Annotated in this window: 19 protein-coding genes and 1 other RNA gene; all 20 read left to right on the top strand. The window is 60.7% G+C overall.

All coding sequences use genetic code 11. The features are described from left to right. Positions 1–20: 20 nt before the first annotated feature. The 20 genes from rnpB (at position 21) to EDE05_RS23650 (ending at position 23,251) form a co-directional block, all read left to right on the top strand. Positions 21–452, top strand: an RNA gene (gene rnpB, locus EDE05_RS23745) — RNase P RNA component class A. 429 nt (positions 453–881) lie between these two features. Next, positions 882–1,328: a division/cell wall cluster transcriptional repressor MraZ gene (mraZ, locus tag EDE05_RS23740; RefSeq protein WP_112798461.1), complete on the top strand. Its 447-nt coding sequence runs from the start codon at positions 882–884 to the stop codon at positions 1,326–1,328. 14 nt (positions 1,329–1,342) lie between these two features. Next, complete coding sequence (gene rsmH / locus EDE05_RS23735) at positions 1,343–2,368, top strand: 16S rRNA (cytosine(1402)-N(4))-methyltransferase RsmH (RefSeq protein ID WP_105370072.1); 1,026 nt, start codon at positions 1,343–1,345, stop codon at positions 2,366–2,368. A gap of 3 nt (positions 2,369–2,371) precedes the next feature. Further along, entirely contained in the window at positions 2,372–2,839 is a 468-nt protein-coding gene (locus EDE05_RS23730) for a hypothetical protein (protein ID WP_105370071.1), read from the top strand. Continuing rightward, positions 2,839–4,578 (top strand): penicillin-binding protein 2, encoded by a 1,740-nt coding sequence (locus EDE05_RS23725; protein ID WP_132413222.1) that lies wholly within the window; start codon positions 2,839–2,841, stop codon positions 4,576–4,578. The genes EDE05_RS23730 and EDE05_RS23725 overlap by 1 nt, the downstream gene beginning before the upstream one ends. A gap of 58 nt (positions 4,579–4,636) precedes the next feature. Continuing rightward, positions 4,637–6,097, top strand: a complete 1,461-nt coding sequence (locus EDE05_RS23720; protein ID WP_132413220.1) for a UDP-N-acetylmuramoyl-L-alanyl-D-glutamate--2,6-diaminopimelate ligase — start codon at positions 4,637–4,639, stop codon at positions 6,095–6,097. Continuing rightward, positions 6,094–7,527, top strand: coding sequence for a UDP-N-acetylmuramoylalanyl-D-glutamyl-2,6-diaminopimelate--D-alanyl-D-alanine ligase (locus EDE05_RS23715; RefSeq protein WP_112798457.1), 1,434 nt, complete (start codon positions 6,094–6,096; stop codon positions 7,525–7,527). The genes EDE05_RS23720 and EDE05_RS23715 overlap by 4 nt, the downstream gene beginning before the upstream one ends. A gap of 28 nt (positions 7,528–7,555) precedes the next feature. Then, positions 7,556–8,659: a phospho-N-acetylmuramoyl-pentapeptide-transferase gene (gene mraY, locus EDE05_RS23710; protein ID WP_105370067.1), complete on the top strand. Its 1,104-nt coding sequence runs from the start codon at positions 7,556–7,558 to the stop codon at positions 8,657–8,659. Positions 8,660–8,665: 6 nt separating this feature from the next. Continuing rightward, entirely contained in the window at positions 8,666–10,087 is a 1,422-nt protein-coding gene (gene murD, locus EDE05_RS23705) for a UDP-N-acetylmuramoyl-L-alanine--D-glutamate ligase (RefSeq protein WP_132413218.1), read from the top strand. A gap of 2 nt (positions 10,088–10,089) precedes the next feature. Beyond that, complete coding sequence (gene ftsW, locus EDE05_RS23700) at positions 10,090–11,244, top strand: putative lipid II flippase FtsW (RefSeq protein ID WP_105370065.1); 1,155 nt, start codon at positions 10,090–10,092, stop codon at positions 11,242–11,244. A 5-nt stretch (positions 11,245–11,249) separates the two neighbouring features. Beyond that, positions 11,250–12,374: an undecaprenyldiphospho-muramoylpentapeptide beta-N-acetylglucosaminyltransferase gene (murG, locus tag EDE05_RS23695; protein WP_112798451.1), complete on the top strand. Its 1,125-nt coding sequence runs from the start codon at positions 11,250–11,252 to the stop codon at positions 12,372–12,374. Next, the gene (murC, locus tag EDE05_RS23690; RefSeq protein WP_112798449.1) at positions 12,371–13,786 is read left to right on the top strand and encodes a UDP-N-acetylmuramate--L-alanine ligase; all 1,416 of its coding nucleotides are present in this window, start codon (positions 12,371–12,373) and stop codon (positions 13,784–13,786) included. Before murG ends, murC begins: the two co-directional genes overlap by 4 nt. Beyond that, the gene (gene murB / locus EDE05_RS23685; RefSeq protein ID WP_112798447.1) at positions 13,783–14,757 is read left to right on the top strand and encodes a UDP-N-acetylmuramate dehydrogenase; all 975 of its coding nucleotides are present in this window, start codon (positions 13,783–13,785) and stop codon (positions 14,755–14,757) included. The genes murC and murB overlap by 4 nt, the downstream gene beginning before the upstream one ends. Positions 14,758–14,950: 193 nt before the next feature. After that, on the top strand, positions 14,951–15,637 hold the full coding sequence (gene aqpZ / locus EDE05_RS23680) for an aquaporin Z (protein WP_112798445.1): 687 nt from the start codon (positions 14,951–14,953) through the stop codon (positions 15,635–15,637). Between the two features lie 291 nt (positions 15,638–15,928). Continuing rightward, positions 15,929–16,855 (top strand): D-alanine--D-alanine ligase, encoded by a 927-nt coding sequence (locus tag EDE05_RS23675; protein ID WP_105370060.1) that lies wholly within the window; start codon positions 15,929–15,931, stop codon positions 16,853–16,855. After that, positions 16,852–17,775: a cell division protein FtsQ/DivIB gene (locus tag EDE05_RS23670; protein WP_205839296.1), complete on the top strand. Its 924-nt coding sequence runs from the start codon at positions 16,852–16,854 to the stop codon at positions 17,773–17,775. The genes EDE05_RS23675 and EDE05_RS23670 overlap by 4 nt, the downstream gene beginning before the upstream one ends. Continuing rightward, a complete protein-coding gene (ftsA, locus tag EDE05_RS23665; RefSeq protein WP_105370058.1) occupies positions 17,772–19,103 on the top strand; it encodes a cell division protein FtsA in 1,332 nt (443 codons plus the stop codon). The genes EDE05_RS23670 and ftsA overlap by 4 nt, the downstream gene beginning before the upstream one ends. An 87-nt stretch (positions 19,104–19,190) precedes the next feature. Then, positions 19,191–20,981 carry a cell division protein FtsZ gene (gene ftsZ, locus EDE05_RS23660; RefSeq protein ID WP_132413216.1) on the top strand — a complete coding sequence of 597 codons (1,791 nt, stop codon included), beginning with the start codon at positions 19,191–19,193 and terminating at the stop codon, positions 20,979–20,981. 253 nt (positions 20,982–21,234) lie between these two features. Beyond that, positions 21,235–22,191: a UDP-3-O-acyl-N-acetylglucosamine deacetylase gene (gene lpxC / locus EDE05_RS23655; protein ID WP_112798441.1), complete on the top strand. Its 957-nt coding sequence runs from the start codon at positions 21,235–21,237 to the stop codon at positions 22,189–22,191. Between the two features lie 193 nt (positions 22,192–22,384). Beyond that, positions 22,385–23,251, top strand: coding sequence for an outer membrane protein assembly factor BamD (locus EDE05_RS23650; RefSeq protein ID WP_105370056.1), 867 nt, complete (start codon positions 22,385–22,387; stop codon positions 23,249–23,251). Positions 23,252–23,253: the final 2 nt, after the last annotated feature.

The raw sequence follows: 23,253 nt of genomic DNA, 5'->3' as shown, positions 1-23,253 counted from the left end.
TCTCGGTTATGGACCGCATGCCAGTTGGCCGGGCAGCCGCGCTTTATCAATGTCGAAAGGCGATAAGGTGAGGAAAGTCCGGGCTCCACGGAAACACGGTGCCGGATAACGTCCGGCGGGGGCGACCCCAGGGAAAGTGCCACAGAAAGGAAACCGCCCCGCTTTCTCAACTGCCCGATGGGCGGCTGAGATGGCGGGGTAAGGGTGAAAGGGTGGGGTAAGAGCCCACCGCGCCTCTGGTAACAGCGGCGGCATGGTAAACCCCACCGGGAGCAAGACCGAATAGGGATGACGCGAGCCCCGCGAAAGCGAGGCTACAGCCTGTTTCCGGGCCAGTCATCCGGGTGGGTTGCGTGAGGCGATGTGCAAACGTCGTCCCAGACGAATGGCTGCCACGTTCCGGTGCTTGCATCGGGGCCATACAGAACCCGGCTTACAGGCCAACTGGCAATTTCCCGCACCGGATGTGATGAATTCTGCGAAATCGCCTCCCGCGAGCGCATCCGGAGGTGCGGCTAACGGAAAGGTGTATTTAAGGATCTGCGAAATCTCCTTTGCTTTCGGAGCATTAGGGAGCGCCGGAATTCCACTTGCGGCGGTCGGTAGAGGCGGTTTCTCCGCTTGCTCCAATAACCCTTTGTTAAACTTAACAGCTTATAAATAAATCAGGTTTGGGAGCGGCTAGCGGGGTCTCTCCCATTGACGCCCATATGGTCCCATGGTATCCCAAAATCGCACTGCACAAGGGCGTATGAGCGCCCGCCAATCCCAAAGTTTCGGTCGGTCGGCCGGGCGGATTTCCGTTCATCCGGATGGCGAAGCTTTGTCTGGGGCGGTGCGTCGGGACGGGCGGGTATCCGTCTGGAATTGCAAGGGAGCGGGTGTTCGGCGTGGTAAGTCGCTTCCTTTCAAATGCGACGAACAGGATCGATGCGAAGGGGCGGGTCTCCGTTCCGGCGAGTTTTCGTGCGGTTCTTTTGGAGCTTGGAATCCAGGAGCTTTATTGTCTTCAGGATTTCATCTATCCGGCGATCAGCGTTGGAGGTCCGGATCTGCTCGGTCGATACGAAAAGCAGATCGCATCGGTCGATCCATTTTCGCCGGAAGCCAACAGGATGTCGCTGCTGGTACATGGTGGCGGCGTCTTCATGAGGCTCGACGCGGAGGGCCGGCTGATGGTCACGGATTTTATCCGGGACTTCACGGGAATCAGCTCGGAAGTAACCTTCGTTGGGCGCTCGGATCATTTTCAGCTTTGGCGGCCGCAGGCGTTTCACGAGGCGCAGGCGGCAGCGAGAGAGGGGCGCTTCGGTTCGCGCCCTGCGTAAAACAGAGGTGCGGAATGGCGGCGAATTCTGGCAACGGAGAAACCGAGGCCGAAGGCGGACTGGTTCGTCACATTCCAGTCCTTCTTGACGAGGTTGTCGAGGCGCTCGATCCTCAAGCGGGCAAGGTCATCCTCGATGGCACATTCGGGGCGGGTGGATATTCATCCGCCCTGCTTGCTGCCGGTGCGGAAGTGATCGCGCTTGATCGTGATCCGACCGCGATCGCTGCCGGGCAGGCGTTGGCCGAAGCTCATAAAGGGCGTCTTACGCTTATCCATTCGCAATTCTCCAATCTCGCCGACTATGCGCCCGAAGGAGGGTTCGACGGCGTCGTGCTCGATATCGGCGTGTCGTCCATGCAGATCGATGAGGCGGAGCGCGGCTTCTCATTCCAGAGAAACGGCCCGCTCGACATGCGTATGTCGGCAGCGGGCGTGTCTGCTGCTGATGTCGTCAACCGCGCCAAGGTCAGCGATCTTACCCGCATCTTCGGTTTTCTGGGCGAAGAGAAGCAGGCCGGCCGCATTGCGCGGGCCATCGAGAAGCGTCGTGCCTCCGAGCCATTTGCGACCACGCGGGATCTGGCAAACCTCATCGAAAGCGTCAATCCGCGCAAGGCGAAGGACAAGATTCATCCGGCTACCCGCGTCTTCCAGGCGCTGCGCATCTTTGTGAACGATGAACTGGGTGAGCTCGCAACGGCGCTTTTTGCCGCCGAACGCGCTTTGAAACCCGGCGGCCGTCTCGTCGTCGTTACCTTTCATTCGCTCGAAGACCGGATCGTCAAGCAGTACTTTTCCGACCGCTCCGGCAAGGCTTCAGGTTCGCGTCATCTGCCAATGGTCGAAGCGAAGCCCGCCATATTCGAACCGATCGGCAAGTCGATGATCGTCGCGAGCGAAGAGGAGGCGGAAGCCAACCCGCGCGCCCGTTCGGCAAAGCTGCGGGCCGGCATTCGTTCCGTCGCTCCGCCCCGTGCTGCCGATCTTTCCATTTTCGATCTGCCCGACCTCGCCAGCCTTGCAAAGATGGGAGCCTGAAACATGCTGCGTAGCTTCGATCTGGTACTGATCGGCGTCATGACGGCTACCGCGGTCGTCACCTACACGATCAAGCACCGCGCCGACGAGAAGCTTGCCGAGGTCCGCCGGCTGGAGGCGGAAATCAAGTTGGAGAAGGATACGATAGATCTGCTGAAGGCGGACTGGGCGCTGCTGACGCAGCCGAACCGCCTGCACCGACTGATCAATGTCTACAATTCCGAGCTTCAATTGGCTCCAACGGTGCCGACCCAGCTTGCCATGCCGAAGGAGCTGCCGATGTTGAAGGCGCAGCTTCCGCAGCCGGAGACGACGATCGAGGACATCATCGCCGGCAAGAGCAGCGAAGTCGCCGCAGCTCTCAAGGGTGTCGAGGCGGCCAAGGCGAGACCAGCCTCGAAAATCCCCGTACCCACCCCGCGCGGGCGCGGCTCCATCGAAGTTATCTCTACCGGATCGGTGAAACGCTGATGTCTTTCCTGTCCCGCATTATGGTCCTGAAGAGCCGCGCGCATTTTTCCGCAGGCGGCCGCTCACCCGCCCGAGGCGCCTCCTTCGAAGGCACGCGCAAGCGCAAGTCGGCCCAGGCGAAGAACCGGGTCGGCCTGCTGATCGCCGGTTTTACGGTCTTTTACTGCGTCATCGGCGGTCGCCTCGTGCAATATGGCGTTGCGGAACCCCTGACCACATCCAGCATCCTGCCACCCGATCGGCTGATGGCATCGCGCCCAGATCTCGTCGACCGGAACGGCGAGGTTTTGGCAACCGATATCCGCACCGTCTCGCTGTTTGCGGAACCTCACAAGATCGTCGATCCGGACGAGGTCGTCGAAAAACTCTCTACCGTTCTCAACGATCTCGACGTCAAGTCCACATATTCCAAGCTCAAGTCGGATTCCCGATTCCAGTGGCTCCGCCGTCAGTTGACGCCCAAGCAGCAGAGCCAGATTCTTGCACTCGGCATTCCGGGCATCGGATTCCGGCCGGAAAAGCGCCGGTTCTATCCGGGTGGTCCGACAGCTGCGCACGTCGTCGGTCACGTCAATATCGACAACCGCGGCGTGGCGGGAATGGAGCGTTACGTCGACAGCCAGGGATTGGCCGATCTTGCCGCCGTTGGGATGACGTCCAGCCAGCCGCTTGAGCCGGTCAAGCTTTCGGTCGACCTGCGGGTCCAGGCGATCGTGCGGGACGTGGTTGTTTCCGCGATAAAGAAATTTCAGGCAATCGGCGCGGGCGCGGTGGTGATGGACGTCCATACGGGCGAGATCCTCGCCATGGCCTCGGTGCCCGATTACGATCCGAACAATCCGGCAGAAGGAGCCGAAGAAGGCTGGCTCAATCGCATGTCGAACGGAACGTTCGAAATGGGATCGACCTTCAAGTCTTTCACGATTGCCATGGGATTGGATTCGGGCAAAGTGAAGCTGTCGGACAGTTTCGATGCGCGTTTTCCCATCCGCATCGGCGGCTTCACCATCAAGGATTTCCACGGCAAAGGACGCGTGCTGAGCGTTCCCGAGATCTTCCAGTATTCATCCAATATCGGCACCGCCAAGATCGCCGATACGGTGGGCATCGAAGGCCACAAGGACTTCCTGACGAGGATCGGCTTGTTGAACAAGATGAAGACCGAGCTGCCGGAAGTCGCGCAGCCGACCCAACCGCGTCAATGGAAAAAAATCAACTCGATCACCATTTCCTTCGGCCACGGCGTATCCACCACGCCTTTGCAGACGGCCGTCGCGGGAGCGGCTCTCGTCAATGGCGGCAAGCTCATCGAACCTACGTTCCTGCCGCGCACGCGGGAACAGGCCGATCTGGTTGCAACCCAGGTCATGAAGCCTTCCACCAGCAAGGACATGCGCTTCCTGTTCGAATGGAACGGTATCAACGGTTCGGGCAGAAATGCGCGCGTCGAGGGATTCAATGTCGGCGGAAAGACCGGCACCGCCGACAAGGTCGTCAATGGCCGTTATGTCAACGACAAGAACTTCAACGCGTTTCTTTCCGCTTTCCCGATGGACAATCCGCAATATGTGGTGCTGACCTTCATCGACGAGCCAAAAACCGACAAGGGCAACGGTGCAGCAATTGCAGGTACCTCGGCGGCGCCGATGGTCAAGGAGATCATCAGCCGCTCGGCGCCCATTCTCGGTGTAAAGCCGAAATTCGGCAGTGACGGTTCTGCCCTGCTTGTGTCTTATTGAGCGACAACAAATCGACGGGACGATTCGTGGGGAAACGCTCAAGAGGGACATTCAAACGATGAAATTGCGAGACCTCGTCGGACAGGACTTCCCGGAGCTGGCCGAACTCGTGGCCGGCCGGGCAGGTGATCTCGACGTAGCCGGCCTGACCTCCGACAGCCGCAAGGTGAAGCCCGGCATGCTCTTTGCAGCACTTGCGGGCACAAAGGCCGATGGTTCCAGCTATATCGGCGACGCTGCAGCCCGTGGTGCAATTGCCGCTATTGCCGCACAGCCGGCCGATGCCGGCATTCCGGTGCTGACCGTTTCCAACCCCCGCAAGCTTCTGGCGCTTGCGGCGGCGCGGTTTTATGGAGCGCAGCCGGCGACGATGGCGGCGGTGACCGGGACGGCCGGCAAGACTTCCGTCGCTTCCTTTACGCGTCAGATCTGGACCTATGCCGGCTATGCGGCCGCGCAGATCGGCACAACGGGCGTCGTCTCTCCCACCCGCAACGATTATGGATCTTTGACAACGCCGGACCCGGTGGAACTTCAGGAGCTTCTGGCGGAACTCGCTGCCGAAGGCGTCACCCATGCGGCCATGGAGGCGTCCAGCCATGGTCTGGACCAGAGCCGGCTCGACGGGGTTCGTCTGACGGCAGCAGCTTTCACCAATCTTGGCCGCGACCACATGGACTACCATCCGACGGTCGAGAGCTACATGGCTGCAAAGATGCGGCTTTTCGATACGCTGATGCCGAAAGGCGGACCGGCGGTGATCTTCGCGGATGATGCCTGGTCGGAAGAGGCCATTCGTGTCGCGACAGTGTCCGGCCTCAACGTGCGTACCGTCGGTCGGCGTGGCGATTATCTATGCCTCAAACGCGTCGAGCATTTCCGCCACAAGCAGGTGGCGGAAGTACATTTCGGCGATGAGATCTTCGAGGTCCATATTCCGCTTGCAGGTGACTTCCAGGTGGCCAACGCGCTCGTTGCGGCCGGTCTTGCCATGTCGACCGGCGTTTCGGCGTCTGTCGCGATGGCCGCGCTGGAGAAGTTGGTCGGCGCTTCCGGGCGCCTGGAATTTCTCGGGCAGACGAAGGACGGTGCACTGGCCTATGTCGACTATGCCCATAAGCCGGATGCGCTGGAAAATGTGTTGACCTCCGTAAGGCCTTTCACGACCGGGCGCGTGATCGTGGTGTTCGGTTGCGGCGGCGACCGCGACAAGGGCAAGCGGCCGATCATGGGGGACGTGGCGACGCGGCTTGCCGATATTGTTATCGTCACGGACGACAACCCGCGATCCGAGGTGCCGGAGGTTATTCGTGCCGAGATCATGGCTGCGGCTCCTGGTGCGATCGAGATCGGCGATCGCGCTACGGCGATCCGCGAGGCGGTGAAGATGCTGCAGTCGGGCGATACGCTGATTGTTGCCGGGAAGGGGCATGAGGAGGGGCAAACGATCGGGACCACGGTTCTGCCGTTCTCCGACCACGTGGAGGTACGCAAGGCACTGGAGGAGCTGAAACCTTGAGCTTTCTTTGGACTTCTGAGGAAATGGTGGCCGCAATCGGCGGCCGCCCGATCGGTACGTTACCCGCTGGCATTACCGGCATTTCGATCGACAGCCGCTCGATCGGCGAGGGCGAGGCTTTCTTCGCGATCAAAGGCGACCGTGTCGACGGCCACGATTATGCGAGCCTCGCGGTCGCCAACGGCGCGCCGCTCATCGTCGTCAACGAGGCGAAATTGCCGGCGCTCGGCAAGCTGACGGTGCCGATGATCGTGGTGGAAGACGTGCTTGCGGCGCTGGGAAAGCTGGCTCTTGCGTCACGAGAGCGCAGCCGGGCGCGGATCATCGCGGTTACCGGCTCGGTCGGGAAGACGACGACCAAGGAGATGCTGCGCCACGTGCTGACGCCCTCCGGCAAGGTACATGCCGCGGTTGCCTCCTTCAACAATCATTGGGGTGTGCCGTTGACGCTCGCCCGGATGCCGGCGGATGCGGATTTCGGCGTCTTCGAGATCGGCATGAACCATCCGGACGAGATCCGGCCTCTGGTGAAGATGGTGCGTCCGCACGTGGCGATCATCACCACGATTGCTGCGGCTCATCTCGGCCACTTCAAGAACCTCGAGGAAATCGCCGCCGCAAAGGCCGAGATCTTCGAGGGCCTTGAACCCGGCGGGGTCGCAATCCTCAACCGCGACAACAAGCAATTCGATTTTCTTGAAAAGAAGGCACAGGAAGACGGTGTCTCGCGTGTCTGCAGTTTCGGTCAGCACGCCAAGGCGGATTTCCGGCTGGCGGATTTCGAAGGCAATGCCGAAAGCTCCACGGTATGGGCTGTGCTCAACGGCGAAACGTCGGAAATTCAGATCGGCGCGCCAGGACGCCACATTGCCGAAAATGCCATGGCGGCACTTGGAGCCTGCCTGCTCGTCAACGCGGACATGCCCAAGGCCATGGAGGCGCTCGCTGTCCTTAGACCGGTAAAGGGCAGGGGCGAGCGCCACCTGCTCGGCATAGGCGAGGGACATCTGACGCTGATCGACGAAAGCTACAACGCTAACCCCGCTTCCGTGCGGGCGGCGATCGCCTTGCTTGCCTCGGCCACGCCGGAAGTTACCGGCCGGCGCATCGCCGTGCTCGGCGACATGCTCGAGATGGGAGAATTCTCCGCTGCGGTACATGAAGAGCTTGCCGGTCCGCTGCTGGCCGCCGGCATCGAGCACGTCTGGCTCGCAGGCCCCGAGATGGCCGCACTTCGCGATGCTCTGCCTGAGAGTGTCGAGGTGCAATATTATGAGAGAACCGCCGATCTCGCGGACTTCGTCGTGCGTTCGGTGATCCCGGGTGATGTGGTGATGGTGAAATCATCGCTCGGACTTGGCTTCGGCAAGATCGTGGCAGCCCTGCTTGACAACTATCCGGCATTCTCCGACACGGAGCGCCAACTTTAATGAGATGCGGCTTGAGAAAGGGCGCTGAATGCTGATCTGGCTTGTGGAACTGGCGGACCATTTCCAATTTTTCAACCTGTTCCGGTACATCACGTTCCGGACCGGTGCCGCCCTTTTCACGTCGGCCCTGATCGTCTTCCTCTTCGGCCCGCAAATGATCGCTTCGCTGCGCGTTCGGCAGGGCAAGGGGCAGCCGATTCGCGCCGACGGTCCGCAGACTCACTTCAAGAAGGCTGGCACGCCCACGATGGGCGGACTGATGATCCTTGCCGGTATCGTCGGTGGATCGTTGCTTTGGGCCGATCTGTCCAATGTCTACGTCGTCGCGACCTTGCTCGTCACGCTCGGTTTCGGTGCGATCGGCTTCTACGACGACTATCTGAAGGTCACCAAGCAGACGGAAAAGGGATTTTCAGGCAAGGCGAGACTTGGAATCGAGTTTGTCATCGCAGGCATCGCGGTCTTCTTCATGATGCGTATGGCACTGGCGAGCGGCTCGGCGACCAACCCGACTCTCGGCACTTCCATCGCCTTTCCCTTCTTCAAGGATCTGATCATTAATCTTGGTGTCTTTTTCGTGCTGTTCGGCGGGTTCGTGATCGTTGCCGCCGGCAATGCAGTTAACCTCACTGACGGCCTCGACGGTCTCGCGATCGTCCCGGTGATGATCGCCGCGGCTTCGTTCGGCGTGATTGCCTATCTCGCCGGCAATGCCGTCTTCGCGAACTATCTGCAGATCAACTTCGTCCCCGGCACCGGCGAACTTGCCGTCATCCTTGGTGCGGTGATCGGAGCGGGCCTGGGCTTCCTGTGGTTCAACGCGCCGCCTGCGGCAATCTTCATGGGCGACACCGGTTCTTTGGCGCTCGGGGGGCTGATTGGTTCGGTCGCCGTCGCCACCAAGCACGAAATCGTCATGGCGATCATCGGCGGACTGTTCGTGATGGAGACGCTCTCGGTCATCATCCAGGTCGGCTTTTTCAAGATGACCGGCCGCCGCGTCTTCCTGATGGCGCCGATTCATCACCATTTCGAAAAGCTCGGCTGGACGGAAAGCCAGGTTGTGATCCGTTTCTGGATCATCGCCGTCGGTCTTGCCATGCTCGGCCTTTCGACCCTCAAGCTCCGGTGAGGCCAGATGATTCCGGTCACCACCTTTAAGGATAAGCGGGTCGCTCTCTTCGGCCTCGGGGGATCCGGGCTTGCGACCGCAAAGGCGCTGGTTGCCGGTGGCGCGGATGTTACCGCCTGGGACGACAATCCAGACAGTGTCGCGAAGGCTGGCGCCGAAGAGATTGCAACCGCGGACCTTCGCACGATCGACTGGTCGGCGCAGGCTGCATTCGTCCTGTCGCCGGGCGTGCCGCTTACCCATCCGAAGCCGCATTGGAGCGTCGATCTCGCCCATGCCGCCGGCGTCGAGATCATCGGGGATGTAGAGCTTTTCGTTCGCGAACGCCGGGCGCATGCGCCGGATTGCCCGTTCATTGCCATCACCGGCACCAATGGCAAGTCGACGACCACCGCCCTTATCGCCCATATCCTGAAATCGAGCGGCCGCGACGTGCAACTCGGCGGGAACATAGGTACGGCGATCCTGACCCTCGATCCGCCGAAGGCGGAACGCTATTTCGTCGTCGAGTGCTCCTCCTACCAGATCGACCTTGCCCCGACGCTTAATCCGACCGCCGGAATCCTACTCAACCTGACGCCGGACCATCTCGATCGGCACGGCACGATGCAGCATTACGCGGATATCAAGGAGCGGCTGGTAGCCGGCAGCGATACCGCGGTCGTCGGTGTCGACGATTCCTATTGTGCGCTCATCGCCGACCGGGTGGAGCGCGCCGGCGTGAGCGTCAAGCGGATCTCCAAACGCAACGTCGTGGCCGAAGGTTTTTACGCGGAAGGCAGCCGGATCATCGAATCCCATGGAGGCACGACTTCGCTGCTCGCCGATCTCGACGGTATCCAGACGCTCCGAGGCAGCCACAATGCCCAGAACGCCGCGGCCGCGATTGCCGCGTGCCTCGCGGTCGGAATGTCCAGAGACGACATCCGCGCCGGACTGAAATCCTTCCCGGGACTGAAGCACCGCATGCAGCCGATCGGCCAATTGATGAACCGCGCGGGCGGGCAGGTGGTTTTCGTCAATGATTCGAAGGCGACCAATGCGGATGCGGCAGCGCCGGCACTCTCCAGCTACGACCGGATCTACTGGATCGCGGGCGGTCTGCCGAAGGAAGGCGGGATAGTCAGCCTCGCTCCACTCTTTTCCCGTATCGTGAAAACCTATCTGATTGGAGAGGCGGCGCCGGTTTTCGCGGCAACTCTCGGTGAGGCGGTGCCCTACGAGATTTCGGGCACCCTCGAAAGAGCCGTGATCCATGCCGCAGCGGACGCCAGGATCGACCCGGCGCCCTCTGCGGTCATGCTGTCACCTGCTTGCGCCAGCTTCGATCAGTTCAAGAATTTCGAGGTCCGCGGCGATTCCTTCGTCGGCCATGTCGCGGCTCTCGATGGCGTCACGATGTTGGTCGAGACCGGAAAGGGAAGCTGAAGATGGTAAGCCGCGCAGACCGAGGGCCGCTCGCAGACTGGTTCTGGACGATCGACCGTTTCTTCCTGGTCGCCTTCGTGCTGCTGATGGGCATCGGCTTCATGCTCTCCTTCGCGGCCTCGCCGGCGGTTGCCGAGCGAATCGGTCTGAACAGCTTCCACTTCGTTGAGAGGCATGCGCTTTTCCTCCTGCCGTCGTTGGTGGTGATGATCGGCCTGTCCTTCCTGACGCCGAGGCAGGTCCGTCGAACGGCGGTCATCCTGCTTGTCATTTCGCTGGCTATGATGGTGCTGGCGTTGTTCTTCGGTGTCGAGGTCAAGGGATCGCGCCGCTGGATAGGGGTCGGCAGTTTTTCGATACAGCCGTCCGAATTCATGAAGCCGGCTTTCGTCGTCGTCTGCGCCTGGCTGTTTGCCGAGCATGCACGCCAGCCGGAAATCCCCGGTAACCTCTTCGCGATCATCCTTTTCGGCATTGTCGCAGCACTGCTGGTCGCCCAGCCGGACCTTGGACAGACGATCCTGACCAGCGTCGTCTGGGGCGGCATGTTCTTCATGGCCGGCATGCCGTGGCTGTGGATATTCCTGCTCGGCGGCGTCGGGGCGGGAGGCATCGTCGCAGCCTATTACATGCTGCCGCACGTCACCTCCCGTTTCGACAAATTCCTGACGGGCGAGGGCGACCGTTTCCAGATCGAGACCGCGCATGAAGCGATTCTTCAGGGTGGCTGGTTCGGTCAGGGGCCGGGCGAGGGGATCGTCAAGCGGATCCTTCCCGACAGCCATACCGATTTCATCTTCTCCGTCGCGGCCGAGGAATTCGGCATCATCTTCTGTATGACGCTGGTGGCGATCTTTGCCTTCGTCGTGCTGCGCGGCCTGAATCATGCCTTCAAGGAAGGCAACGACTTCAACCGTTTCGCGGTTGCAGGTCTCGTCCTACAGGTCGGCATGCAGTCGATGATCAACATCGGCGTCAATCTCGAACTCATGCCGGCAAAGGGGATGACGCTGCCTTTGATCTCCTATGGCGGCTCTTCGATGATCGCGATCTGCGTCACCGCAGGTTTCATTCTGGCGCTGACGCGGCACCGGCCGGAAAAGCGGGCGCAGGAGCGCAGCCTGTTCCGCGTCACTCAAAGCCTGCCGGCGGAGTAAGATGAATGACCAAAGGCATCATCCTTCTTGCCGCCGGCGGAACCGGCGGCCATGTTTTTCCGGCCGAAGCGCTCGGACATGAGCTCAAGGCACGGGGCTATTCCGTCCACCTCGTCACGGACAGCCGCGCCGAGCGTTTCGCCGGCACCTTTCCGGCAGAAGAGATTCATGTCGTCCCTTCCGCCACGCTGGGCTCGAAAAATCCGGTGGCGCTCGCCCGTACCGGCTGGAGACTCTGGACGGGCCTTCGCGCCGCCCGCCGCCTGATCGGCAGGCTGAAACCGCTCGCCGTCGTGGGCTTTGGAGGATATCCGACCGTGCCGCCGCTGATGGCAGCAACGTCCATGGGCGTGCCCTCGATGATCCACGAGCAGAATGCCGTAATGGGCCGCGCCAACAAGGCATTGGCGGGAAAGGTTCAGGCGATCGCCGGCGGCTTCCTGCCGGAGACCGAAGGTCCCTATGCAGGCAAGACCGTGACGACCGGCAATCCGGTGCGTCCGGCGGTCCTTGCGGCTTCAACCGTTCCCTATGTGGCATCCCGCGGTGCCGATCCGTTCCGTCTCGTCGTCTTTGGCGGGAGCCAGGGCGCGCAGTATTTCTCTTCGGTCGTGCCGACGGCGCTCAGCCTGCTCGATCAGGCCGAGCGCGACCGCCTCACGGTTACCCAACAGGCTCGCCCGGAAGACAAGGATCGTGTGACGTCGTGCTTTGCCAAGCTGAAGGCGCCGGCGGATATTTCCTCCTTCTTTTCGGACATGGCCGAGCGTCTGGCGACGGCGCATCTTGTCATCTGCCGTTCGGGGGCTTCGACGGTGTCGGAAATAGCCGTGATCGGCCGGCCGGCCATTCTGGTGCCTTATCCGCATGCTCTGGATCATGACCAGGCAGCGAATGCGGCGGCATTGGTTGCGACCGGCGGGGCGCAGGTCGTGCCGCAATCTGAACTTTCGCCGGAGAAGCTGGCCGGTCTCGTCTCCGCTGCGATGAAAGAGCCTGAACGCCTCGAAAAGATGGCAGCGGCCGCCAAGTCGGCTGGACGACCCGATGCGGCGATCTTGCTTGCGGACATGGTTGTGGCTATTGCCGAGCGCAGGTCCATCGCAGAATTTAAGGGAGTGCGTACATGAAGATGCCGAAGGCCATCGGGCTCGTCCATTTCATCGGCATCGGCGGCATCGGGATGAGCGGCATCGCTGAAGTGCTGCATAACCTCGGACACAAGGTGCAGGGTTCCGATCAGGCAGATGGTGCCAATGTCCAGCGGCTACGCGACAAGGGCATTCCGGTTTTCGTCGGCCACAGGGAAGAAAATCTTGGCGACGCCGAAGTGGTCGTGGTCTCGACTGCGATCAAAAAGAACAATCCGGAGTTGATGGCTGCGCGTGAAAAATCGCTGCCGATCGTCCGTCGTGCCGAAATGCTCGCCGAACTGATGCGCTTTCGCAATGCGATCGCGATCGGGGGTACGCACGGCAAGACAACCACGACCTCGATGGTCGCGACGCTGCTGGAAGCCGGCGGGCTTGATCCGACCGTCATCAACGGCGGCATCATCAATGCTTACGGCACAAACGCCCGCATGGGCGAGGGCGAGTGGATGGTCGTGGAGGCCGACGAATCGGACGGTACCTTCCTGAAGCTTCCGGCCGATGTGGCAGTGGTCACCAATATCGATCCCGAACACCTCGATCACTACGGCAACTTCGATGCGGTGCGCGCCGCCTTCCGGCAGTTCGTCGAGAACGTCCCCTTTTACGGGTTTGGCGTGCTCTGCCTTGATCACCCCGAAGTGCAGGCGCTGGTCGGCCGGATCGAAGACCGCAAGATCGTCACCTATGGGGAAAACCCGCAGGCCGACGCTCGGTTCTTCAATGTGCGCATGGAAGGTACCAAATCGATCTTCGACGTCGAAATCCGTCGCCGCCGCACCGGTCGGGTATTCAACTTCAAGGAATTGGCGCTGCCCATGCCGGGGCGCCATAACATTTCCAATGCCACGGCTGCGATCGCCGTTGCCAATCGGCTCGGAATCTCAGAGGAAAATATCCGGAAGGGGCTTGCTGCCTTCAGCGGCGTCAAGCGCCGCTTTACGCTGACGGGCACCTGGAACGGCGTGTCCGTCTTTGATGACTACGGGCATCACCCGGTCGAGATCAAGGCGGTTCTGAAGGCGGCTCGGGAAGCGTGCCAGGGGCGCATCATCGCTGTGCATCAGCCCCACCGCTATACGCGTCTGTCCAGCCTGTTCGAGGACTTTGCCACCTGCTTCAACGATGCCGACAGCATCATTCTTGCGCCGGTCTATGCGGCAGGGGAAGAGCCGATCGATGGAGCGAATTCGGAGGCGCTCGTCACCCGGATCCGCTCGGGCGGCCATCGCGATGCTCGCCATATGGAATCGCCGATAGAACTCGCTTCGATTGTATCTGCCATTGCGAAACCGGGTGATTTCGTGGTTCTTCTGGGGGCTGGCAACATCACGCAATGGGCGGCTGCCTTGCCGAAGGAACTGGAAAGCATATCGGGACGACAGGAATGAAACAGGTGAATGGGGAAAAGCTGCTGGCGTCGCTGGGGGATGGCGTCAATCAACTGCGCGGGCGGCTTACGCCCGATGCGCCAATGGATCGTGTTACCTGGTTCCAGGCCGGCGGCTTGGCCGAACTCATGTTCCAGCCCCATGACGTCGACGATCTTGTCAGCTTCCTGAAGCTCCTGCCGGAGGACGTGCCGCTGACAGTGGTCGGAGTCGGCTCGAACCTCCTGGTCCGCGATGGCGGTATACCCGGCGTCGTATTGCGGCTCTCGGCGAAGGGGTTTGGCAGCGTTGACCTTATCGGCGAAAATCGCATCCGGGCCGGTGCGATCTGCCCGGACAAGCATATTGCTGCCATGGCGATGGACAACGGCATCGGAGGCTTTGCCTTCTACTACGGCATTCCCGGATCGATCGGCGGCGCGCTCCGCATGAATGCCGGTGCAAACGGTACCGAGACGGCGGACCGGGTGATCGAGGTCCACGCAGTCGACCGGAAGGGCAACAAGCATGTCTTGTCGAAGGCGGACATGGGATATTCCTATCGCCACTCATCGGCTGCGGCGGACCTGATCTTCACCCATGCGATCTTCGAAGGTTATGCGGAGGATCGGGCCAAGATCCGCGCCGAAATGGATGCGGTTCGCCAGCATCGCGAGACGGTACAGCCGATCAAGGAAAAGACGGGCGGTTCTACCTTCAAGAATCCCGAAGGTCACTCCGCTTGGAAATTGATCGACGAGGCAGGTGGGCGGGGCCTGATGAGCGGCGGTGCGCAGATGTCTTCACTCCACTGCAACTTCATGATCAATATCGGCCATGCTACCGGTTATGATCTCGAGTATCTCGGTGAGACCGTTCGGGCGAGGGTCTTCGAACATTCCGGGATCAAGCTCGAATGGGAAATCAAACGGCTCGGCATCTTTATGCCGGGACGTGAGGTAAAACCGTTCCAGGGCGTAACGACCGAATGATCTGGGCCTTCGGCTGAGGTCGTCAGGCCCACCAATCCCGTGGTACACTTCCAACAGCATCCCCCTGGGAATGGCGGCGCGTTTGAGCATTTTCTCATTCATTGCGCATTCATGAGCAGTGGTCAGATAATCCCCTGGCATTGAGCGAGTCATCACGCTGGCAGGGGCCGGCGGCGCTCTTGGGGGATACAAGATGTTTAAGAAGCTTTTCGCCGAGTTTCTCGGCACGTTCTGGCTGGTGTTCGGCGGATGCGGCAGTGCAGTTCTGGCAGCTGCCTTTCCCGAAGTCGGCATCGGCCTTCTCGGCGTTTCTCTGGCGTTCGGCCTGACGGTCGTAACCATGGCATATGCGGTAGGCAGCGTCTCCGGTGGTCATTTCAACCCGGCGGTATCCATTGGCCTGATGGTTGCAGGCCGGTTCCCCGCCTCCAGCCTGCTTCCATATGCCATCGCGCAGGTGGCCGGCGCGGTTGCAGCGGCCGCCGTGCTTTATCTGGTTGCTTCGGGCAAGGCTGATTTTCAGCTCGGCGGGTTCGCCTCCAACGGTTATGGCGAGCATTCGCCCGGCAGCTATTCCCTCCTTTCGGCGCTGGTGATGGAAGTGGTGATGACGGCCTTCTTCCTGTTCATCATCCTGGGAGCTACCAGCCATCGGTTCCCGGTTGGTTTTGCCCCTCTGGCGATCGGCCTGGCTTTGACCTTGATTCATCTAGTCTCGATTCCTGTCACCAACACTTCGGTCAACCCGGCCCGTTCCACCGGCGCGGCGCTGTTTGTGGGAGACTGGGCGCTCAGCCAGCTCTGGCTCTTCTGGGTAGCGCCGATCCTGGGTGCGGTACTGGGCGCGATTGCCTGGAGGGCTGTCGGAGAAGCTGAATAACCGCGATTCTTCCCGGCCACTAAACAGCCCGCGGGACGGCCTCCGGCGGGCTTTTTTGCATCTAACTGCCGTCGGCTTATTTTTATCTTCTTGATTAGAGAGGCTTGTTAAGATGCTGAAACAAAAGGAACAATAATGGATTTCAACTGGGGCATTAACGAAAGTAAACGGTTTGTTAACCATATTGAGGCACTAATATAGGCATGCCTTGGGTGTGGCGGGAATCGCTGAAGAACAAGGCTGGCGCAAGCGCCGCAACGTAGCGTGAAGTCCTTTTTTCGGGAGTGATTGATGAGTGACAAGCATGTGGCTGTTCTGATGGGAGGTTTTTCCTCGGAGCGGCCTGTCAGCCTGTCCTCGGGCAATGCCTGCGCCGAGGCGCTTCAATCCGAAGGTTATCGCGTCACTCGCGTCGATGTTGGCCGAGATATCGCCGCCGTCCTTTCCGAAATCAAGCCGGACGTGGCCTTTAATGCCTTGCATGGGCCGTTTGGCGAAGATGGTACGATTCAGGGTGTCCTGGAATATCTGGAGATTCCCTACACCCATTCCGGCGTTCTCGCTTCTGCGCTTTCGATGGATAAGCATCAGGCAAAGCATGTCGCCAAGGCGGCCGGGATTCCGGTTGCGGAGGCCAGGGTTATGGATCGGTTCGAGATAGGGGGTGTGCATCCGATTACGCCTCCCTATGTCGTGAAGCCGGTCCGGGAGGGATCGTCCTTCGGTGTCGTGATCGTTCAGGAAAATCAGTCGCATCCGCCGCAGGTGATCGGATCCGCCGAGTGGCGTTACGGGGATCGGGTTCTCGTTGAGCGTTACATTTACGGACGGGAGCTGACGTGCGGCGTTATGGGCGATGTGGCTCTCGGTGTGACCGAGGTCATTCCGACCGGCAATGCTTTCTATGACTATGATGCAAAATACGCTCAAGGTGGTTCAAAGCACGTCATTCCTGCGCAAATTTCACCGAATGTTTACCAAAAGATTCAAACAATAGCGCTTAAGGCGCATCAGGCGATGGGCTGCCGGGGCGTCAGTCGTTCGGACTTCCGCTACGACGACCGTTTCTCCGAGGATGGTGAGGTTATCTGGCTTGAGATCAACACCCAGCCAGGCATGACTCCGACATCGCTGGTGCCTGAAATGGCCGCACATGCCGGCCGATCGTTTGGTGAACTCGTCCGTTGGATGGTGGAGGACGCTTCGTGCTTGCGTTGATCGGCAAAAGAGCGGATGGACCGCAGGGCCGTTCCCAGAGGCTTTACTCCAGTGCGGAGGAGCGGCGTGTGCTGCCGCGGCCGTTGCGTCGGGCCGTACGTTTTTGTGTCAGCCTTGCGACTGGGCGCATCCATATTCCCGAGCACACCGGAACGGTTGCGACTTTCGGCTTCTTCGCCGTGGTCGGTCTCTATGGCATGTCGCTGGGCGGCCATACCCAGACTGTTGCTCAGGCAACCACAGCTGCCGCAGGCTTTGCCATCGAGGACGTGCGTGTCTCCGGCAACGACCAAACCTCGGAAATCGATATCCTCCAGCTTCTTGGCCTTGATGGTACGACCTCGCTCGTCGCTCTCGATGTCGATGCGGCGCGCCGCAAGCTTTCAGAGCTTCCTTGGGTGCGGTATGCGGAGGTCCGTAAGGTCTACCCGAAGACGATCGAGGTTATGCTGAAAGAGCGCGAGGCTTTCGGTATCTGGCAGCATGGTTCCGAGCTTTCGCTGATTGAGAGGAACGGTAGCATCATCGCCCCTTTGCGCGACAACAAGTTCGCTTCGCTTCCGCTCTTTGTCGGACGTGACGCGGAAACCGCTGCTACTTCGTTCGAAGGTGAAATGTCTGCCTGGCCGGAGCTCAGAAGCCGGGTCAAGGCCTATGTTCGTGTCGCCAGCCGCCGTTGGGATCTGCATCTCGACAACGGTGTCGTGCTGAAATTACCGGAAGCCAATGTCGGCAAGGCGCTGGCTGTGCTCGCTCGTCTTGAAAAGGAGCAGGGTGTGCTGGAGCGCGATGTCGCCGCAGTCGATCTGCGTCTGGAAGACCGCACAACCATCCAGTTGACTTCCGGCGCCACGGAGCGCCGCAGGGAGGCCCTGGAGGCGCGGGCAAAGACCCTGAAGAAGCAGGGAGAGCAGTTGTGAGCGTTTTTGGTTCCTCGCACTTTGGGTTGCCGCGCATGAAGCCTCTGTCTTCCAAGCGTTCGCATGTTGTTTCGGTCCTTGATATCGGTTCCACCAAGGTGGTCTGCATGATCGCCCGGCTGACGCCGCGTCAGGAAAGCCAGGTATTGCCGGGCCGCACCCACAATATCGAGATCATCGGCATCGGCCATCAGCGTTCGCGCGGCGTGAAGTCCGGCGTTATCGCTGATCTGGATGCCGCAGAAAGCGTCGTCCGGCTTGCAGTCGATGCTGCCGAGCGCATGGCCGGCCTCACCGTGGATAGCCTCATCGTCAACGTCTCCGCCGGCCGGCTGGCGAGCGACGTCTATACCGCCACAATCGATCTGGGCGGCCAGGAAGTCGAGGCTGCGGACCTCAAGAAGGTTCTGGTTGCGGCCAGCCAGCAGTCGCTGCGTCAGGACCGCGCCATTCTCCACTCCTTGCCGACCGGCTTCTCGCTGGACGGCGAACGGGGCATTCGCGATCCCCTGGCGATGTTCGGCGACGAACTGGGGGTCGACATGCACGTGGTCGCTGCCGAGCGCGCCACCCTCAAGAATCTCGAACTGTGTATCAACCGGGCGCATCTTTCGGTGGAGGGCATTGTCGCCACTCCTTACGCCAGCGGCCTTGCCGCCCTCGTCGATGACGAGGTGGAACTCGGCTGTGCGGCAATCGACATGGGCGGCGGCACCACCACGATCTCCGTCTTCGCCGAAGGCAAGCTCGTTCACACGGACGCAATCAGCCTCGGCGGACATCACGTCACGACCGACCTCGCACGCGGCCTTTCGACCCGGATCGAAGACGCGGAACGCATGAAGGTCGTTCACGGTTCGGCGCTCGCAAACAGCGGTGACGAACGCGACGTGATCTCCGTTCCGCCGATTGGCGAGGACGATCGTGATCAGCCGACCCAGGTGCCGCGTTCCCTCGTCACCCGCATCGTTCGGGCCCGGATCGAAGAGACGTTGGAGCTCATCCGGGATCGCATACAGAAGTCAGGATTCAGCCCGATCGTCGGCAAACGTGTCGTGCTCACCGGCGGAGCCAGCCAGCTGACGGGTCTTTCCGAAACGGCTCGCCGTATCCTGGCGCGCAACGTCCGTATCGGCCGCCCCATGGGCGTCTCGGGTCTGCCGGCGGCAGCCAAGGGGCCGGCTTTTTCGACTGCGGTCGGATTGATGATCTATCCGCAGGTCGCGGACATGGAAACACATGCTTCGCAAAGCGGGCTGATCGCTTCGCTTGGCAGCGGAAACGGCCGGCTGGCCCGCGTCGGCCAATGGCTGAAGGAAAGTTTTTGATACAGCGGTATCTGCCGGCTGCGTCAGAGAAGAGTTGGAATGAATTGGCCGGCGGCGATGCGGCCTGAGAGAGAAGGAACTGGTGCAATGACCATCAAGCTGCAAAAGCCTGACATCACCGAGCTGAAGCCTCGGATTACCGTGTTCGGCGTCGGTGGCGGCGGCGGTAACGCTGTCAACAACATGATCACGGCCGGGCTGGAGGGCGTCGATTTCGTCGTCGCCAACACCGACGCCCAGGCGCTGACCATGACAAAGGCCGAACGGATCATCCAGATGGGTGCCCGGGTTACCGAAGGTCTCGGTGCAGGCTCGCAGCCGGAAGTCGGTCGCGCCGCCGCTGAAGAATGCCTCGACGAGATCGTCGATCATCTGAACGGCACTCATATGTGCTTCGTGACCGCCGGTATGGGCGGCGGCACGGGCACGGGTGCAGCGCCGGTCGTCGCGCAGGCCGCCCGTTCCAAGGGTATCCTGACGGTCGGCGTCGTCACCAAGCCGTTCCATTTCGAAGGCCAGCGCCGCATGCGCCTTGCCGAATCGGGAATTCAGGAACTTCAGAAGTCGGTCGACACGCTGATCGTCATCCCGAACCAGAACCTTTTCCGCATCGCCAACGACAAGACGACCTTCGCGGACGCATTCGCAATGGCCGACCAGGTTCTCTACTCGGGTGTTGCCTGCATCACCGACCTCATGGTCAAGGAAGGCCTCATCAACCTCGATTTCGCTGACGTCCGTTCGGTGATGCGCGAGATGGGCCGCGCGATGATGGGCACCGGCGAAGCCTCGGGTCCCGGCCGCGCCATGCAGGCTGCGGAGGCAGCGATCGCCAACCCGCTCCTCGACGAAACCTCGATGAAGGGCGCACAGGGTCTCTTGATCTCGATCACCGGCGGCCGCGACCTGACGCTCTTCGAAGTGGACGAAGCCGCGACCCGTATTCGCGAGGAAGTCGATCCGGACGCCAATATCATTCTTGGCGCGACGTTCGACGAAGCGCTGGAAGGCCTCATCCGCGTATCGGTCGTTGCGACCGGCATCGATCGCGGTGCGGCGTCCGTCGATATCCGCGCTGCGGAAATGCGCGCCGCCACAAAGCCGATCGTCCGGCCGTCGGCTGCGGTGCCGGCAGCTTCGGTTGCACAGCCGGCTCCCGCTTCGGTCATGCAGGCGGCTCCCGCTCCGACCCCCAAGCCGGCTTTCGATCCGATTGCCGAGACCATCCGCATGGCGGAAGCCGAAATGGAACGTGAGCTCGCAATCGCCGAACCTCAGCGCGTAGCCCCGGCCCCCCAGCCGGCGATGCAGCAGCCGCAGGAAGAATTCCGCCCGCAAAGCCGCATTTTTGGTGCTGCTCCGGTCGAAGCTCCGGCTCCGGTCATCAACCGTCCTGCACCGGCGCCGCAGCCTGCGCCGATGCAGGCCCACGTTCAGCCGCAGGCTCCTCAGATGAGCCAGCCCGCACCGCGCATGGCGCAGCCGCAGCATCACGAGCCGGTTGCTCCGTCGATGTCGCCGATCATGGAGCCTGTACGCATGCCTAAGGTGGAAGATTTTCCGCCGGTGGTGAAGGCGGAGATGGATCGCCGCTCTCAGCCGGTACAGCACGTGCAGGAAGAGCGGGGTCCCATGGGTCTCCTGAAGCGGATCACCAATTCGCTGGGACGCCGTGAGGAAGAAGAGCCGGTCAATGCCGACATGACCGCGCCGGCGCCGGCTCAAGCTTCCCAGCAGCGCCGTCCGCTTTCGCCCGAGGCAAGCCTCTACGCTCCGCGCCGTGGCAATCTCGACGATCACGGCCGGGCTGTTCCGCAGGCTCACCATGAGGAAGATCAGCTGGAAATTCCGGCCTTCCTGCGGCGCCAGTCGAACTAGGGTAACGGCAGTCACCAAACGTGAAGAAGGCCCGGATCACAGATCCGGGCTTTCCTTGTTTTCTCAATCAGGACTTAGAGTTAGCAACGTTACAATTCGAAACGAACAGTGATTTGGAATGTTCCGGATGGCTGCGTATGAAGGATGCTGAAGAGACGCCGAAAAGACCCGCCGATTCAGACGGTCGGCTACAAAAGGCGCTAAGAATTTCGGATCTTCTGATTGTGGATCCGACGAAAAGAAGGCAGCAGGAATGACCATCGGATTGCTCGGTTTCCAGAACACCATTGCCGCTCCGGTGAGCCTCAAGGGTATCGGTGTTCATTCTGGAGCTCCAGTCGGTATTACGTTCCAGCCTGCGGAAGCGGGCACGGGCGTGGTCTTCAGCCGTATTCTCAATGATGGCAGCTCCGTCGAATATCGCGCCGTTTCCTCCCATGTAGGTCCAACGGACCTCTGCACGGTTCTCGGCAGCTCGCCCGCGAAATGGGTTGCCACGATTGAACATGTGATGGCAGCGCTCTACGCGCTCGGTGTCGACAACATCGTCGTCGAAGTCGACGGCGGCGAGATGCCGATCATGGATGGCAGTTCCTTACCGTTCATCGAAGCGATCGAGCAGGTCGGCCTCGTCAATCAGGGCGTCAAGCGGCGTTACATCCGCGTCATAAAGCCGGTGCGGATCGATTCCGGTGCTTCCTGGGCCGAGTTTCGCCCTTATGACGGCACCCGGTTTGAAGTCGAAATTGACTTTTCCTCGCCGCTCATCGGCCGCCAGACCTGGAAGGGCGACCTGACGGCCGCTACCTTCAAGCAGGAGCTTTCACGCGCACGCACCTTCGGCTTCATGCGTGACGTGGAACGGCTCTGGGCGGCTGGTTATGCGCTTGGTTCGTCGCTGGAAAATTCCGTCGTGATCTCCGACGACGATACGATCGTCAATGTCGAGGGCCTGCGTTACGAGGACGAGTTCGTCCGTCACAAGACGCTCGACGCTGTTGGTGATCTGGCGTTGGCCGGTGCCCAGTTTATTGGCTGTTACCGTTCTTATCGAGGCGGTCACAAAATGAATGCCAATGCGCTGAAGGCGTTGATGAGCGATCCGACCGCCTATGAGGTGGTCGAGGCTCCGTCTTCGCGTTCGGCGCGCGTGCGGGCAGGTGAGTTCGTACCGGTCAGCATGCCGGAAATGGCACCCTGGTCCGCCTGATAGAACTCCGATCCAGTCGACTTGGCCGCTTCTTCGGGAGCGGCCTTTTCTTTTGGGAGGATCCCGATGCTGGCATCAATGCCACAAAAATGCATTAATGCCACAGCATTGCGTTGCTCTCCCTTTGCTTTTATGGCTAGAACGGCCTGCTCGGGGCAGGGCGTTTGTGCGCGGGACGATCAGGAACTGTCGAATGAATCATGTAAGGTCTGTTGGAATGCGTAAGACGGCAAGATTAGCGCTTGTCTCGCTGGTGCTTATCGGCGCCGGGTTTGGCATAACCGCCTGCCAATCGGACCGAGATATCGACATTACCAAGCTCGGCATGGAAACGGATCCGCCGGAGGCCCTCTACAATCAGGGGCTTGCCAACATGAAGGCCGGCAATCTGTCGGAGGCTTCGCGAAAGTTCGACGCGATCGACAAGCAGAACCCGTTTACGGAATGGGGGCGCAAGGCGCTGGTCATGAGCACCTTCACGAAATATCGGCTTGGCCGCAACGACGAAGCAATCGCGACCGGCAACCGCTATATGAACCAGTATCCGCAGTCGCAGGATTCGGCGTATGTGCAGTACCTCATCGGCCTTGCTCATTCGAAGCAGATCGCCGACGTGACGCAGGATCAGCGTGCCGCCAACCGTACGATCGAAGCTATGAACAAGGTCGTGAAGGACTATCCGGATTCTGAATATGTCGAGGATGCGCAGGCCAAGATCCGGTTTGCGCGAGACCAGCTCGCCGGCAAAGAAATGCAGGTCGGGCGCTATTACCTGGAGCGCAAAGAATATCTTGCTGCGGTACGACGTTTCCGGAATGTCGTGGAGCAGTTTTCGAATACCAACCAGGTGGAAGAGGCACTGGCGCGACTCACCGAAGCCTATTATGCGATGGGCATCGTGGAGGAAGCCCAGACTGCGGCAGCTGTGCTTGGGCGAAACTATCCGGACAGCCAGTGGTATGCGGATTCCTACAAGCTGCTGCAGGGCGGCGGTGTAGAGCCTCGCGAAAACCGTGGCTCGTGGATTTCACGCGCCGGAGCCAAGCTCATCGGCGCCTGAGA

The sequence above is a fragment of the Neorhizobium sp. R1-B genome, from assembly GCF_004368875.1.
In the GTDB taxonomy this organism is placed as follows: Bacteria; Pseudomonadota; Alphaproteobacteria; order Rhizobiales; family Rhizobiaceae; genus Neorhizobium; species Neorhizobium huautlense.
The sequence above is the reverse complement of the archived record's forward strand: the minus strand, read 5'-3'. Positions and strand labels throughout refer to the sequence as shown.